Genomic DNA, 13,470 nt, shown 5'->3' with positions numbered 1-13,470 from the left:
ATGGCTTCTTAGTTGATAGGGGAAGATTCTTCCACCGGTAAAAAGGCTAATCCTTTGCCCGCATGAGCAGTTACTAATTGTTCTGAGGCAAAGTGAGCACTTAATTCACGTAAAATCGTTTGTTCTTCTTGTTTTTGGCATAAAACTTTGACATTGGGACCAGCATCCATCGTGAAATAGCAAGCCAATCCTTTTTTTCGCAGCATTCGGACACATTCCATGGCTCGCAAAGATTCAGAAGACCAATAAGTAAAAGGTGGTTCGGCGGCTAAGGTCGTTCCATGCATTTTCAAGGCGTTGGCCTCGGTCGTTTCACCTAAAGCAGTAAAGTCTTTTTCGGCAATCGCTTGTTTCATTTTCACGAGATCGCTCGCAGTGGCAGAAAGCCAGCCTGGATAAAAGCTAGAGGTTTCAACGGTTCGGCGCATCCCCTCACGACTGGAGACTTCTTTGGCTTGTGCGTTGATCAAAATAAAAATCATACTCAATTCTTCTTCCCAGCCATTCGACGGCACTTGGGTGGCAAAAGAAGTCTCATCGGTGCCTTGATGCCATTCAGCAAAACCGCCGTAGATACTCCGACAAGCCGAACCAGAACCGCGACGGGCCAAACGGGATAACTCTTGCTCCGACAAGTTTAAGTCCAGTGCTTCACTACAGGCACCCGCCAATGCCGCTAATCCGCTGGCAGAAGAGGCAAGTCCAGCAGCGGTTGGGACGAAGTTTTGACTTTCCACCGTGGCATACCACGGGCAGTCCGCTTTTTTTCGTACCAGATCCAAAAAGTCCGCAACTTTTTTTGTGGCAGCGTCTGTTTGCACCACACCATCCAATGTAAAGCGATCCTGTGTAAAATCGGGTGAAAAAGCCACCGTTGTTTCTGTGTAAAAAGCATCGAGGGTCAGGGACAAACTATTGTTCATCGGTAAAATGAAAGTTTCGTCTTGTTTTCCCCAATACTTGATCAATGCGATATTCGTGTAGGCGCGAGCCTTTCCCTTATACATGTTCATAAACTCCTAATCCTTGTATCCATGCCGCACGAGCGCCATCGGACAATAAAATACGGCTGATATTCTCAGCCTGTTCCTTCGTTTTGGTTAGTGCGATCATACAGCCGCCTCGGCCCCCGCCGGTCAGCTTCGCCCCATAAGCCCCGTGTGCCAATGCTGAGGAAACCAACTGATCCAGTTGCTGATTGCTGACTCCTAACTGCTGCAGTGCCTGATGGGCATTGTTCATGCTTTCGCCTAATACTTCTAATTGATTGGCTATGATGGCCTCTTTGGCTCTTTTGGTTTCGATCCCTAAACGCTGGATCGCTTGACTAGCCAGCTGCTTGCTGGTTTCAAAAAGATGGGCGACACTTTTGACAGCTTCTCTCGTTTGCCCTTTGATGCCAGTATCAGCGACGAGCAAATAACCGTCGATCGTGAGGGGAAACGAAGTGATGGGATGCCCTTTGATGAAGTAAATGGCATCCGTCCCACTGGTTGCCGCAGCATCGATCCCGCTAGGATTGCCGTGAGCGATTTTTTCAGAAAAGTTGACATAGGTCATCAATTCTTCTTTTGTAAAATCTTTTTTGATCCAATCAAAAAAAGCGCGAGTCAGTGCAACAGCGACCGCCGCGCTAGAACCCATTCCCCGTTCAGAAGGGATGGTGCTGACGATGGAGGTTGCAAAAGGACCCGTGTGGAAATCTTGTTGCAGACGATGCAGCAAGTCTTTGACATTTTTTAAGTGGCTGGGGACTTCTTCAAGCAGACCGTGATAGTAACTTGAAATCAAGGTGTTTGTTTCATTTGCTGTGATCTCGACTTGTACTTTTGCTCCCGCAAAAGGGAAAGCAATTGCTGGTTCACCGTAAACAACTGAATGTTCACCCATTAAGATGATTTTTCCTGTAGCTATGCCAGTACCAATTGACATTATTTTCCTCATTTCTCTAGGGAGCTTACCCCACATGATTCATTTATCGTTTGTCAGTCAATTGTAACTATCTCCTGACAAAAACACAATTTAATTAAAGATCCTTTCCTATTTTACTAGAAGAAGGCTCTTTCGTTAAGCATTCCGTATGAGATTTCAAAAAAAAGCAAAAATCTTTAAACTTTTATTGAAAAACTTCTTGATCTGTGCTTCAAAAGTTTCAGTTGACGGCACAAGATATAGTATTGTATAGTTGATATCGCAAATGCAACATACAATATTTAGTGATGAGTGAGTTGGGGGATATGAGCGTGATCGTATTAGCAGGAACGATTGGTGCCGGTAAATCAAGTTTGACCGCATTGATCGCCAATCATTTTGGCAGTCAAGCCTTTTATGAATCGATCGATGACAATGAAGTGTTACCATTATTTTATGCAGATCCAAATAAATATGCGTTTTTACTGCAAATCTATTTCTTAAATAAACGATTTGAAAGTATCAAGCAAGCTATGAAAGACGACAATAACGTCTTGGACCGTTCCATTTATGAGGATTCACTGTTGTTCCATTTAAATGCGGACCTTGGGCGAGCAACCGATACCGAGGTCAAAGTCTATGATGAATTGTTAGCCAATATGTTGGAAGAGCTGCCGTATGCAGCCCACAAAAAGCATCCAGATCTTTTGGTGCATATTCGCGTTTCTTTTGAAACGATGTTGGAGCGTATTGAAAAACGCGGGCGGGAATACGAACAATTGACCTTTGATCCTTCGTTATACGACTACTACAAAGAGTTGAACAAACGCTACGATCAATGGTACGAAGAGTACAATGAGAGTCCAAAGATTCAGATCGATGGCGATCAATTCAATTTTGTCGAAGACCCGCAAGCGGCACAGGCCGTTTTAACAATGGTGGAAGATGCTTTGAAAGACGCCCGCAAATAGCAATAGCCGATACAGCCAGAAAAGTCCTTTGATTGGGCTTCTGGCTGTTTTCTTTTATAATAGAAGAAAGCAAGAGTGGAGGATGGACTGTGGAAAACAAACATGTCTTTTATGATGGAAACTATGAATGGATTCAAGTCGACCAGCAAGACGCAAAAAGCGTGATGGCACTACAAAAACAATATCATCTTTCGGATGAGATGCTTACGTATTCTCTAGATAAAAACGAACGCGCACGAGTCGAATACGATGCCGAAGAAGAAGCATTGCTGCTGGTTTTCAACGTACCTCAGCAAGAAAAGCGAGACAATCATTTTGAGACCAGCCCAATGACGTTTATTTTAAAAAAGAAGCAGATCTTTACTTTTGCCTCCCATGATACCCGTTATGTGATTCCGATGATGGAGCGCTTGATCCTGCAAAAGCCGCAGCAAACACCGCTGCACTTTTTGTTTCAAAGCTTATTCTTGATTTCAGGCACGTTTTTTCCGCTAGTCGAAGAAGTCAATAGTGAACGGATTCGCTTGAATCAGCGACTACGGGAAAAAACCACCAATAAAAACCTGCTGCAAATGTCCGATTTGGAAGTTGGTTTAGTCTTTTTAGTGTCTGCTACGAAACAAAATGCGGTCCTCTTGGAGCAGATCAAAGCGTTATCCATTTATCGCTTGATGGATGATGACGAGCGGGAACAGCTGGATGATGCCCTGATCGAAGCCAAACAGGCAGTGGAAATGACGTTGCTGGCTTTTCAAATTTTAGAGCAACTATCTGGAACCTATAATAATCTGTTAAACAATAACTTGAATGATACCATGAAGTTTTTGACCGTTTGGTCTCTCTTATTGACTGTGCCTTCCATCGTCACCAGTTTCTTTGGCATGAATGTTCCACTGCCTTTTACCAATAGTATTTTCGGTTGGGGGATTGCCTTATTGATCAGTTTAGTGTTATCCATCTGGATGTTGATTGCTTTATGGCGCAGAATTCGTTAATCGATCACCAAACCTAGACCGGCGGCGATGACCAAGGCTTGTTCTTGATCGACCGTTAGTCCCCGCAATTGTTCAAAGGACAACGCGATCTTTTGAAATTGATTGGTCCGAAAATCTAAAGTTGCTAATTTTGTGTGAAACCAGTTGCTATTGTTCAACTGGTTTTCTTGTAGCGTCAAGTGTTTCCAATCCATCTCATAAAACTCACTGTCGTTTAGTTGACACTGACGAAACAGCATCGTCCGTAAATTGGTGTTGCTAAAAGAAGCGAAGTTCGCCACGCAATCTTCAAAGGTGCAGTCACGGAAATAGCTTTCCGCAAAATTGGTGCCAGTCAATTTGCATTGTTTAAAGTGAACCCGATGAAAGCTGGCGCCAAAACATTCCAGATTAGAAAAATCGCAATTCTCAAAAAGAACGTTTTGGCATTCCCATTGACTCAAGCGTGTTTTTTGCATCGTCACTTTCTTGAAATGACATTGCTTCAAGATGAGATTTTTGCAAGCATCATAGCTATAGTCACCGCCTTCGAAGAAAGCACCTTCGAAAAGCAGTTCTTCTTCTAAATAAAAATCCTGTGGCTCTAATGCCGACAATAAGGGCGGTAGTGGCAATACGATTTTTTTCTTCATCAAGATCCCATCCTATCTGTTTTTCTCTTCAGTATAACACGGCGAATCGCTGCCGCAACAGGTACGAAAAAGCGGTAGAATATTGTGAAATTTATTCAATCGGTTTGCAGAATGCTTTTATAACAAGGAAAATCCTTAGGTTTAAATACATAATTTTTCACAATCTTTTTGCTTGCAAGACGAAAATAATTTTGATATAGAAACTTAACCCGCTGAAAGTGACGTATATCAACGAAAAACTGTCATAAATTTTTAAAATCGCGAAAAAGTTGATAGTTTTCAAATTCACAAGCGAGCTATAATGACAATGTAAACAAAAGGAGGAAATTTTCCATGACAAAAACAGTTATTATCGGTGCAAACCACGCGGGGATTGCTGCTGCCAATACACTATTAGATAACTACAAAGACCAAGAGGTCGTAATGATCGACCGTAATACAAACTTAAGCTACCTAGGTTGTGGGACTGCTTTATGGGTTGGACGTCAAATCGATTCATACGAAGGCTTGTTCTATACAAAACGTGAAGATTTTGAAGCAAAAGGTGCAAAAATCCATATGGAAACAGTTGTTGACCATATCGATTTTGAGAAAAAAGAAGTGCACGCTGTAACCAATGACGGTGAAACGATCGTTGAATCTTATGATAAAGTTGTCATCGCAACTGGTTCGGTACCGATTTCACCAAAAGTACCTGGACGTGACTTGAAAAACATCCATTTCTTGAAAAAATTCCAAGACGGACAAACGGTTGATAAAGAGTTAGCATCAGAAGACGTGAAAAACGTTGCCGTTATCGGTGCTGGTTACATCGGTGTTGAAATTGCTGAAGCAGCAAAACGCCGTGGTAAAAATGTGTTGCTTTTTGATGCAGCGACACGGGCATTGCCAAACTACTATGACAAATGGTTTACAGAAGATATGGACAAAAACTTAGCTGACAATGGCATTGAATTGCATTTCGGTGAATTAGCACGTGAATACAAAGGAACAGAGAAAGTAGAAGCAGTTGTAACAGACAACGGCGAATACCCAGTTGATCTAGTGATCAACGCGATCGGTTTCTTACCAAATAACGAGTTAGGCAAAGATCATTTGGAATTGTTTGCTAACGGCGCGTACTTAGTGGATCGCCATCAACGGACAAGCGATGCAGATGTTTACGCAGTCGGTGACTGTGCAACGGTGTACTCAAATGCTTTGCAACAAACAACGTATATCGCATTAGCAACGAATGCCGTACGTTCAGGGATCGTCGCTGCCCATAATATCGGCGGAACGTCTCTAGAATCAACAGGTGTTCAAGGATCAAACGGGATTTCGATCTTCGGCTACAACATGGTTTCAACTGGCTTGTCAGTCGAAGCTGCCGAACGTAATGGCATGAAAGTGAAATACTCTGATTACGAAGATACCCAAAAACCAGGCTTCATGAAAGAAAATGCGACGGTTAAAATCCGCATCGTCTATGAAGAAGAATCACGCCGCATCGTTGGTGCACAAATGGCATCACGAACATCTGAAATCGCAATGGGCATCCACATGTTCTCACTAGCGATCGAAGAAGGCGTAACGATCGACAAGATGAAGCTATTAGATATCTTCTTCTTGCCTCACTTCAACCAACCATACAACTACATCACGATGGCTGCATTGAAAGCAGAATAAGAAACACGAAAGTCGGAGCGTATGCTCCGGCTTTTTTTTGAAACAATCATGAAAACTGTTGACAATAAGAGAAAAAAGCAGTATACTATAAAAGTTGAGAAATAAAAGCAGAAGCACCCGCTTCTCGCCTGAGTGAAGATATCGCTGGGCAGAATAGGATTCCTACCATTTATTTGTGTGGAGTACGTGCGGGTTCGTGAAGAACTCGTTTTTTTATTGTCTGATTTCGAATCGACAAGCTTTTCTTTCTCTCAAAAAACTCGGAGGTGAATGACCATAGCAAAGGATATGATGGTAAACGACGGCATTCGTGCACGTGAATTGCGTTTGATTGATCAAAACGGCGAACAACTTGGTGTAAAAAGTAAAGCTGAAGCATTGCAAATTGCAGAACGAGCAAACCTTGATGTGGTATTGGTGGCACCAAATGCTAAGCCGCCAGTAGCAAGAATTATGGATTACGGGAAATTCCGCTTTGAGCAACAGAAAAAAGACCGTGAAGCTCGTAAGAAACAAAAAGTAATCAACATTAAAGAGGTTCGTTTAAGTCCAACGATCGACGTCAATGATTTCAACACAAAATTGCGTAATGCACGTAAATTCCTTGAAAAAGGGGACAAAGTGAAAGCTTCGATCCGTTTCAAAGGCCGTGCCATTACCCATAAAGAAATTGGTCAGAAAGTGTTAGATCGTTTGGCGGAAGAAACTGCTGATTTGGCAACTGTTGAGCAAAAGCCAAAAATGGATGGCCGCAGTATGTTCTTAGTATTAGCACCAAAAAACGATAAATAATGACTCACTGAGTTTCAGTTTAAAGTCAGATAACGAAAGATTTTGAGGAGGAAATTAGTTATGCCAAAACAAAAAACACACCGCGGATTAGCAAAACGCGTAAAACGCACTGGCGGCGGCGGATTGAAACGCTTCCGTGCCTTTACCAGTCACCGTTTCCACGGCAAAACAAAAAAACAACGTCGTCAATTGCGTAAAGCTTCAATGGTTTCAGCTGGCGATTACAAACGTATCCGTCAACAACTAGCACGCATGAAATAATTGCGTAACCCAAGCTTCACGTATACAAACAATTATCGATTTTCATATTAGGAGGAATTATACATGGCACGTGTTAAAGGTGGAACAGTAACTCGTAAACGTCGTAAAAAAGTGCTTAAATTAGCAAAAGGTTACTACGGTTCTAAACACACTCTATTTAAAACAGCAAAAGAACAAGTAATGAATTCATACAACTACGCATACCGCGATCGTCGTCAAAAGAAACGCGACTTCCGCAAATTGTGGATCGCTCGTATCAACGCAGCGGCTCGTATGAATGGCTTAAGCTACTCAAAATTGATGCACGGCTTGAAATTAGCTGAAATCGACATCAACCGCAAAATGTTAGCTGACTTGGCTGTAAACGATGCAACAGCATTTACTGCATTAGCTGACCAAGCAAAAGACGCTTTAAACAAATAATCCATCGTTGGCAACAACGTTAGCCCCGCTCTTGAGCGGGGTTTTTTGTTTTTTCTCGATGACCGAAGAATGGTTTCTCACTATCTTTCATATGTTTCTTTCCATTAAGCGAAAAATAGATTATACTTTTGAAAACGTTTGTTTTATTTATCTTACGATTTTTCCACGAACACCGCAGCAAAAGGAGCATACGATGGCAATTGATTTATGGCGGCATTTTAAAAAAGGATTGACGGTATATGTTGGGATTGGAATTGCGGTCTCATTTTTGAGTGCCGCGAATGTTTTTTATTTTCAAAAACTACTCGATTCATTTGGCAAGACACTTGATTGGCCAGTTGTTTTTATCTATGGGTTAACGCTAGTACTGGTACCGCTTTTGTCCTATCTCGAGCAGAAACCAAAAACAACATTGTACAACAGCATGTATTTCTATCTCAAAGAACAAGCTTTAGTAAAAATCAGCAAGATTGCCTATTCCGAGTACTTGCAGATCGGCTCTGGAGCACTCTTACAGAAAACCGAAGCGGGAGCAGCGGCTGGCAGAAATATCCATTTGAATTTTTATGGACGCTTGTTTAAAGAATTGCTTCCCGAAACACTGTTTAACTTAGCTTTTATTGCTATGATCGATAAAAGATTGATTCCAGCGATCCTTGTGGGCTATCTAGTGGTGTTTATCGTGACCAATCTGCTTTTGAAAGTTTTACGCTCTCTCAAAGAACGTGCGCTAGTTTCAGAAGAAACCATGAATAGCACCTTTATTCGCGGACTAACGGAAATGGTTACGTTTCGAATCAATAAACGGTTTGAAAAAGAGATCGCACAATATAAAAACATGGCTGCTGACACAACAGAACGTTTGACGAAAATGACGATGATCCATGAGTTTTTCTTTGGTTTTTTTGCAGTCTTAGTCGCATTGATCAAAGTCGCAATTGTGGTATTGGCATTTACAAATCAGATTACGGTCAGCTTGGGCGGTTTAGCAGCATTGATTATTTATGTGGATCGAATCTACACGCCTGTTGCAATATTTAACGTGATTTTTGTTCAATACAACTTAGATAAAGTTGCCTTTGCACGGTTAAACGAATTTTTCTATCTGTCAGAGGACAAAGCATTAACACAAGGCGATGCATTGTCTGAGACCATCAACTGCATCACAGTTAAGGATCTATCCGTCACACTTCAAGAAAAGCAAATCTTAACCAATAGCACACTGGAGCTGAAGCGGGGAGCAATTTATGGGTTAGTAGGAGAAAGCGGCGCGGGAAAATCAACGCTGGTCAAAACGATTTTAGGCTTGTATCAGCCGACGACCGGTGCGATCCTGATCAATCACAAAAATTTAGCTGCTTATAACTTAAATGATTTCTATGAGCATATCTTTTATCTATCGCAAGATGCCCCAATCTTCCAAGGAACGCTGAAAGAGAATATTATTTTTGATAAGGAAATCGCAGACGAGGAAATCATAGCGGTATTAGAAAAATGTCAATTAGGCGCATTCTATCAGGTACTCAAGGGAGGACTATCTGCTGAAATTGGAGAAAAAGGAGCCAACCTTTCTGGTGGGGAAAAACAGCGAATCGCTTTTGCCCGATTGTTTTTCTCAGACGCAGAAGTCATTGTTCTTGATGAAGCCACATCTGCTTTAGACGTAACAACAGAAGAAAAGCTTTTTGCAGCGATCAAAGACCAATTGAAAAATAAACTAGTCATTATGATCACCCATCGCCCGAAAAATTTGATTTATGTAGATGAGATCATTGAATTGAAAAAAACACAGGTTGTAGCGGCTTCATCATAAAAGCAGCTTCAACCTGTGTTTTGATCAGCGCATCAGTAAATGCGGCAGTGTACTAAGCCATGCGATGATGCCGACGATCAAGGTAAAGACCACGACGATGAATGCTGTTGAAAGGAAATCTTTTTTGACGTCGCGCTTTTTTCTAATGGCATCGAGGTCTTGATTTTCCATGAAGGCAACGATCTCTTTATACGTTTTGATATTTTGGGTTTTCTTGATTTTTTCGATCTTTAATGCGGCATACATGGAGACGAGCCAAAAACATAGAGGCGGGACAATCCACCAGTATCCGGGTAAATAAAGAGCAGGCCCAACAGAGAGTGCGGTCAATAGTATAAAAAGCAGCATCATTTTTGTGTAACGATCCATTTCTGTTTTCTCAATCGTTTCTTTCATTTGTTCAACATCCCCTTTGACTAATTCATCTAAAGAAACATCAAATAGAACACTGAGCAATAATAAATTGTGAACATCAGGATAGCTTTTTTCATTCTCCCAATTGGAGATCGTTTGTCGGGAGACATAGAGTTTTTCTGCCAGCCCTTCCTGAGAGAGACTTAATCGTTCCCGATGTTTTTTTATTTGTTTGCTTAAGTTCATTTTATCCGCTCCTTCTACCATTAGTTTAGGCCAATGTCTGCATTCTAACGATCAAATGTCTTTGACAATGCCTTGAAATCAAGTGTCAAAATGTTTTTACAGTTGGGTTTATGCTGTTTACACAGCAGTACAGCGTTGATTTTCTTCAACGAATAAGCGACAGTCAGCTTTCTTATTGTTTTTTTATAGAAGCACCTGCTGGTTTCTTAATAAAGAAAATGATGAAGAGTCTGTGCTGATTTTTAATGTTTGTCTTTATCTATTATTCATTAATTTCGCAAAGATGGGAAGAGGAGAAAACAACTAAGCGTGTGAAAGCATCATTTTTCCATTAGTGGATTTTTAAAGGTCCCTGTGTGTTGAAATGGAGCCATTCAGAAGTGACGTCTGTTTGTTGGTTCTGTTCTAGAAGAAAATCGACTGTTGATAAGCATATCACCCCATAAAAACGTCTGCTTTGTGCTATACTGAGGCTTTGTAAAAATAAGTTTGTACAAGCAAGCAGCAACGGTTTTTTCATTGATTGCTTGCAAGAAGGAGCGTATACGCAGTGAAAAAACTAAAGGTTCAAGATTTAATTGCAGTGGGGATCTATACAGCGATCTATTTTCTTTTAATGAGCGTCTGTCTATTGATTTTGCGTTTTGTGATCCCAGGTTTTCATAATTTATTTATTCCAGCAGTCACCGCTTTGTTTTCTGGCATTATCTATCTGATTTTATTGAATAAAGTACCGAAATTTGGCGCAATCACCATTATGGGTACCGTGGTAGGGCTCTTTTTTTTGATTTCAGGACATTTTCCATTGGCCTTTTTGCCCAATATGCTTTGTGCCTTAGCAGCTGATTTGATCCAATACAAAACAAAGCTCAAAGAGAACGTTCGCGTACTGGCGAGTTATATCGTCTTTAGTTTTGGCTTGATGGGTCCGATCTTACCCCTATGGTTTATGAAAAATGCCTACATCGATTCATTAGTGGCTCGCGGAAAAGATGAAACCTACATTGCCGGCGTGTTTGCTCATACCTCCAATTTGATGTTAGGGCTTTGTGCACTGGCGGTTTTGATTGGTGCGGTGGCTGGTTTAGGTATCGGCAGTCGCTTGATGGAAAAACATTTTCAACCAACGATCCAATCGCATAAAGGGTGAGGAATGTGTCGAAAACAAGGTTTGATCCCCGCAGCAAATTAGCGGTGATTCTCTTTGCTAGTTTTACTATGATGGTGACCATCAGCTGGATCGATGAGTTTGCCTTTGTCACTTTCTTACTGCTGCTATTTATAGTCAGCGGCTTTTGGAAAAAAGGCTTGCTGCTCTATGGCGTGTTTGTCTTGCTGACACTGGCAGATAGTTTTTTGTTTCGCCAAGGCAACCACATACTAATCGTGTTGCTGGATTTCTTTTCCGTCGGTTATCGCCGCTTATTGCCAACGATCATGGCGGCGGCTTTTGCCATTAGCGGAACGAAAAACAGTGAATGGATGGCTGCGCTGCAAAAAATGCACATGCCCAACGTATTATTAGTCCCGCTGGCAGTCTTATTTCGTTTTTTTCCCACATTGGTACAAGATTTCAAAAGTATTCGCCAAGCGATGCGCTTTCGCGGCATCTCGCTGTCGGCAGGATCGATCTTGCTTCATCCACTGCAAAGTGCGGAGTATTTTTTGATCCCATTACTGATGTCGGCTGAAAAGACCGCAACCGAACTGTCGGCTACGGCCCTCGTTCGCGGGCTAGCATCAGAAACTCCCCATACCACCGTCCACGAACTGAAGCTGCGCTGGTGGGATGGCTTGGTCTTTTTAGCATTAGGCGGCTTTATCGTGAAAAGGATGTGGCTTGGATGATCACACTAGAACAAGTGTCAGTGAAACGAGAAAATCGAACCGTATTATCTGAGCTTTCTTTGACAGTCGCAGCTGGGGAAGTTATCGTTTTGTGCGGCGCTAGCGGCAGCGGAAAATCGACCTTGCTCAATGTTTTGAATGGCTTGATCCCTGAGCTGTATCCCGCCGAAGTGCAAGGAAAGATCCGTGTCGGAGAAACAGACTTGCCAGTTGCCGATTTCTCCCATTATGCCCAGACGATTGGCGTCGTCTTTCAAAACCCCAAGACTCAATTTTTCACCACGGATGTCTATTCGGAGTTAGCTTTTTCGATGGAAAATGCGGGCGTCGCACCAGAAAACATTCGGCAGCGAATCACCGAAGTAGCACAGCAGTTTTCCCTGACCCCGTTGCTTGATGCTAGTGTCTTTGATCTATCTGGTGGGGAGAAGCAGCTGATTGCTCTCGCTGCAGCCACGATGCTGCCCCATGATGTGTTCTTATTGGATGAGCCTTCCAGTAATTTGGATCAAGAAGCGATCCAAAAGTTGACTCAAGGATTGGCTTCTTTAAAACAACAAGGGAAAACCATTGTGATCGCCGAACACCGCTTGGCGTATTTGGCGCCACTGGCAGATCGCTTCTGTCTATTAGAAGCAGGACGATTGCGGGCGTCTTATCCAGCAGCTCAGCTTTTGTCACTGCCCGAGGAGGCAATTCACGAGTTGGGATTGCGAAAAGTAGGCGAGGCGGCATTGGAAAATCAGCACTGCCGAGAATCTTTGCCAGAAAAGTCTGGATTAAGGGCAACGCATCTGCAGATCAAGCAATCGAAACGCTCAGCAAACAGCAGAAATTGGGCGCTTAACTTGCCTGAACTACAATTGCCGACGAAGCAAGCTGTGGGGATCGTTGGACCAAATGGTGCTGGCAAAAGTACGTTGGTGCAAGTCCTGTCAGGATTGAAAAAATGCCCAGAAGCAGTATTTGCCATCAATGGACAAAAGCGGACCCAAAAGCAGCTGCTGCAGGAAAGCTTTCTTGTGATGCAGGATGTTAACTTGCAGCTGTTTTTTGAAACGGTGGAAAAAGAGCTGCTGATCAAAGCCCAAAACCCAGCTCGTTTTGAAGAAATTGTCTCATTGTTGCACTTAAAACCACTCCTTGCCCGACATCCGCAAAGCTTGTCGGGTGGGGAAAAACAACGAGTTGCGATTGGCAGTGCCTTGCTTTCTGGCAAACGTTTGTTGTTTTTCGATGAACCAACGAGTGGATTAGATTTGCAGCAAATGGAAGAAGTCGCAAAACTGTTGCGAACAGTTGCTAAAGAAGTTGATTTATTAGCGGTGATCAGTCATGATCGCGAGTTTTTGGCTGAAACATGTCCTTACGTGCTTCAACTCCAACAAGGGGAACTCGTTGGCACGTATCAGCTAGCAAAAAATATGGAATAAATGAAAGACGGAGTGGACCTTGGTTCATGCCGTCTTTTTTGTTCGAACATGAAAAAATCTTCATGATTTTTTTCTTTCAATCAGTTAGGAAGTTTCGAAAAAATCCGTTATGATAGAAGCAAA

14 protein-coding genes and 1 other annotated feature are annotated in these 13,470 nt (G+C 42.3%); of the genes, 10 read left to right on the top strand and 4 right to left on the bottom strand.

Translation table 11 applies throughout. The annotated features are described in order from the left end of the window. Positions 1-8: 8 nt before the first annotated feature. Together mvaD and mvk are read right to left on the bottom strand one after the other, a co-directional pair. Positions 9-1,007, bottom strand: a complete 999-nt coding sequence (gene mvaD, locus IGI71_RS14670; RefSeq protein WP_060791519.1) for a diphosphomevalonate decarboxylase — start codon at positions 1,005-1,007, stop codon at positions 9-11. Further along, a complete protein-coding gene (gene mvk / locus IGI71_RS14665; protein ID WP_206617834.1) occupies positions 1,000-1,932 on the bottom strand; it encodes a mevalonate kinase in 933 nt (310 codons plus the stop codon). Before mvk ends, mvaD begins: the two co-directional genes overlap by 8 nt. A gap of 305 nt (positions 1,933-2,237) precedes the next feature. Here mvk and IGI71_RS14660 point away from each other — a divergent pair, with 305 nt between their 5' ends. Further along, on the top strand, positions 2,238-2,882 hold the full coding sequence (locus IGI71_RS14660) for a deoxynucleoside kinase (RefSeq protein WP_010749130.1): 645 nt from the start codon (positions 2,238-2,240) through the stop codon (positions 2,880-2,882). Positions 2,883-2,971: 89 nt separating this feature from the next. Continuing rightward, positions 2,972-3,877, top strand: coding sequence for a magnesium transporter CorA family protein (locus tag IGI71_RS14655; protein ID WP_060791518.1), 906 nt, complete (start codon positions 2,972-2,974; stop codon positions 3,875-3,877). On the opposite strand, the gene IGI71_RS14650 is transcribed toward IGI71_RS14655, so the two are convergent. Beyond that, the gene (locus IGI71_RS14650) at positions 3,874-4,509 is read right to left on the bottom strand and encodes a pentapeptide repeat-containing protein (protein WP_010749132.1); all 636 of its coding nucleotides are present in this window, start codon (positions 4,507-4,509) and stop codon (positions 3,874-3,876) included. The two genes, IGI71_RS14655 and IGI71_RS14650, sit on opposite strands and share 4 nt — an antisense overlap. A gap of 333 nt (positions 4,510-4,842) precedes the next feature. Here IGI71_RS14650 and nox point away from each other — a divergent pair, with 333 nt between their 5' ends. From nox to IGI71_RS14625, 5 genes are all read left to right on the top strand, one after another. Beyond that, positions 4,843-6,177, top strand: coding sequence for a H2O-forming NADH oxidase (gene nox / locus IGI71_RS14645; RefSeq protein WP_061053308.1), 1,335 nt, complete (start codon positions 4,843-4,845; stop codon positions 6,175-6,177). 99 nt (positions 6,178-6,276) lie between these two features. Continuing rightward, positions 6,277-6,400: a sequence feature (ribosomal protein L20 leader region), on the top strand. Between the two features lie 47 nt (positions 6,401-6,447). Then, positions 6,448-6,969 carry a translation initiation factor IF-3 gene (gene infC, locus IGI71_RS14640; RefSeq protein WP_005228103.1) on the top strand — a complete coding sequence of 174 codons (522 nt, stop codon included), beginning with the start codon at positions 6,448-6,450 and terminating at the stop codon, positions 6,967-6,969. A gap of 60 nt (positions 6,970-7,029) precedes the next feature. Continuing rightward, on the top strand, positions 7,030-7,230 hold the full coding sequence (gene rpmI / locus IGI71_RS14635) for a 50S ribosomal protein L35 (RefSeq protein WP_003128650.1): 201 nt from the start codon (positions 7,030-7,032) through the stop codon (positions 7,228-7,230). Between the two features lie 63 nt (positions 7,231-7,293). Further along, positions 7,294-7,653, top strand: a complete 360-nt coding sequence (gene rplT / locus IGI71_RS14630) for a 50S ribosomal protein L20 (RefSeq protein WP_003128653.1) — start codon at positions 7,294-7,296, stop codon at positions 7,651-7,653. Positions 7,654-7,846: 193 nt separating this feature from the next. Next, on the top strand, positions 7,847-9,466 hold the full coding sequence (locus IGI71_RS14625) for an ABC transporter ATP-binding protein (RefSeq protein ID WP_060791500.1): 1,620 nt from the start codon (positions 7,847-7,849) through the stop codon (positions 9,464-9,466). Positions 9,467-9,490: 24 nt separating this feature from the next. On the opposite strand, the gene IGI71_RS14620 is transcribed toward IGI71_RS14625, so the two are convergent. Further along, the gene (locus IGI71_RS14620; RefSeq protein WP_201691627.1) at positions 9,491-10,066 is read right to left on the bottom strand and encodes a helix-turn-helix transcriptional regulator; all 576 of its coding nucleotides are present in this window, start codon (positions 10,064-10,066) and stop codon (positions 9,491-9,493) included. Positions 10,067-10,616: 550 nt separating this feature from the next. On the opposite strand from IGI71_RS14620, the gene IGI71_RS14615 reads away from it, so the two are divergent. Genes IGI71_RS14615 through IGI71_RS14605 form a run of 3 tightly spaced genes read left to right on the top strand, consistent with a single transcriptional unit; the run spans position 10,617 to position 13,347 of the window. Further along, on the top strand, positions 10,617-11,216 hold the full coding sequence (locus IGI71_RS14615) for an MptD family putative ECF transporter S component (RefSeq protein ID WP_142425041.1): 600 nt from the start codon (positions 10,617-10,619) through the stop codon (positions 11,214-11,216). After that, positions 11,213-11,914, top strand: coding sequence for an energy-coupling factor transporter transmembrane component T (locus IGI71_RS14610; RefSeq protein ID WP_201691629.1), 702 nt, complete (start codon positions 11,213-11,215; stop codon positions 11,912-11,914). Before IGI71_RS14615 ends, IGI71_RS14610 begins: the two co-directional genes overlap by 4 nt. Next, the gene (locus IGI71_RS14605; protein WP_201691630.1) at positions 11,911-13,347 is read left to right on the top strand and encodes an ABC transporter ATP-binding protein; all 1,437 of its coding nucleotides are present in this window, start codon (positions 11,911-11,913) and stop codon (positions 13,345-13,347) included. Before IGI71_RS14610 ends, IGI71_RS14605 begins: the two co-directional genes overlap by 4 nt. Positions 13,348-13,470: the final 123 nt, after the last annotated feature.

This window comes from Enterococcus sp. DIV1279b (assembly GCF_050531515.1).
GTDB classification, from domain to species: domain Bacteria; phylum Bacillota; class Bacilli; order Lactobacillales; family Enterococcaceae; genus Enterococcus_D; species Enterococcus_D casseliflavus.
This window is presented reverse-complemented; position numbering and strand designations above follow the sequence as displayed.

Coding starts and splice junctions, on each gene's coding strand:
- rpmI (WP_003128650.1), top strand. CDS start 7,030: ATGCCAAAACAAAAAACACACCGCGGATTAGCAAAACGCGTAAAACGC.
- IGI71_RS14650 (WP_010749132.1), bottom strand. CDS start 4,509: ATGAAGAAAAAAATCGTATTGCCACTACCGCCCTTATTGTCGGCATTA.
- mvaD (WP_060791519.1), bottom strand. CDS start 1,007: ATGTATAAGGGAAAGGCTCGCGCCTACACGAATATCGCATTGATCAAG.
- nox (WP_061053308.1), top strand. CDS start 4,843: ATGACAAAAACAGTTATTATCGGTGCAAACCACGCGGGGATTGCTGCT.
- infC (WP_005228103.1), top strand. CDS start 6,448: ATGACCATAGCAAAGGATATGATGGTAAACGACGGCATTCGTGCACGT.
- mvk (WP_206617834.1), bottom strand. CDS start 1,932: ATGTCAATTGGTACTGGCATAGCTACAGGAAAAATCATCTTAATGGGT.
- IGI71_RS14625 (WP_060791500.1), top strand. CDS start 7,847: ATGGCAATTGATTTATGGCGGCATTTTAAAAAAGGATTGACGGTATAT.
- rplT (WP_003128653.1), top strand. CDS start 7,294: ATGGCACGTGTTAAAGGTGGAACAGTAACTCGTAAACGTCGTAAAAAA.
- IGI71_RS14660 (WP_010749130.1), top strand. CDS start 2,238: ATGAGCGTGATCGTATTAGCAGGAACGATTGGTGCCGGTAAATCAAGT.
- IGI71_RS14605 (WP_201691630.1), top strand. CDS start 11,911: ATGATCACACTAGAACAAGTGTCAGTGAAACGAGAAAATCGAACCGTA.
- IGI71_RS14620 (WP_201691627.1), bottom strand. CDS start 10,066: ATGAACTTAAGCAAACAAATAAAAAAACATCGGGAACGATTAAGTCTC.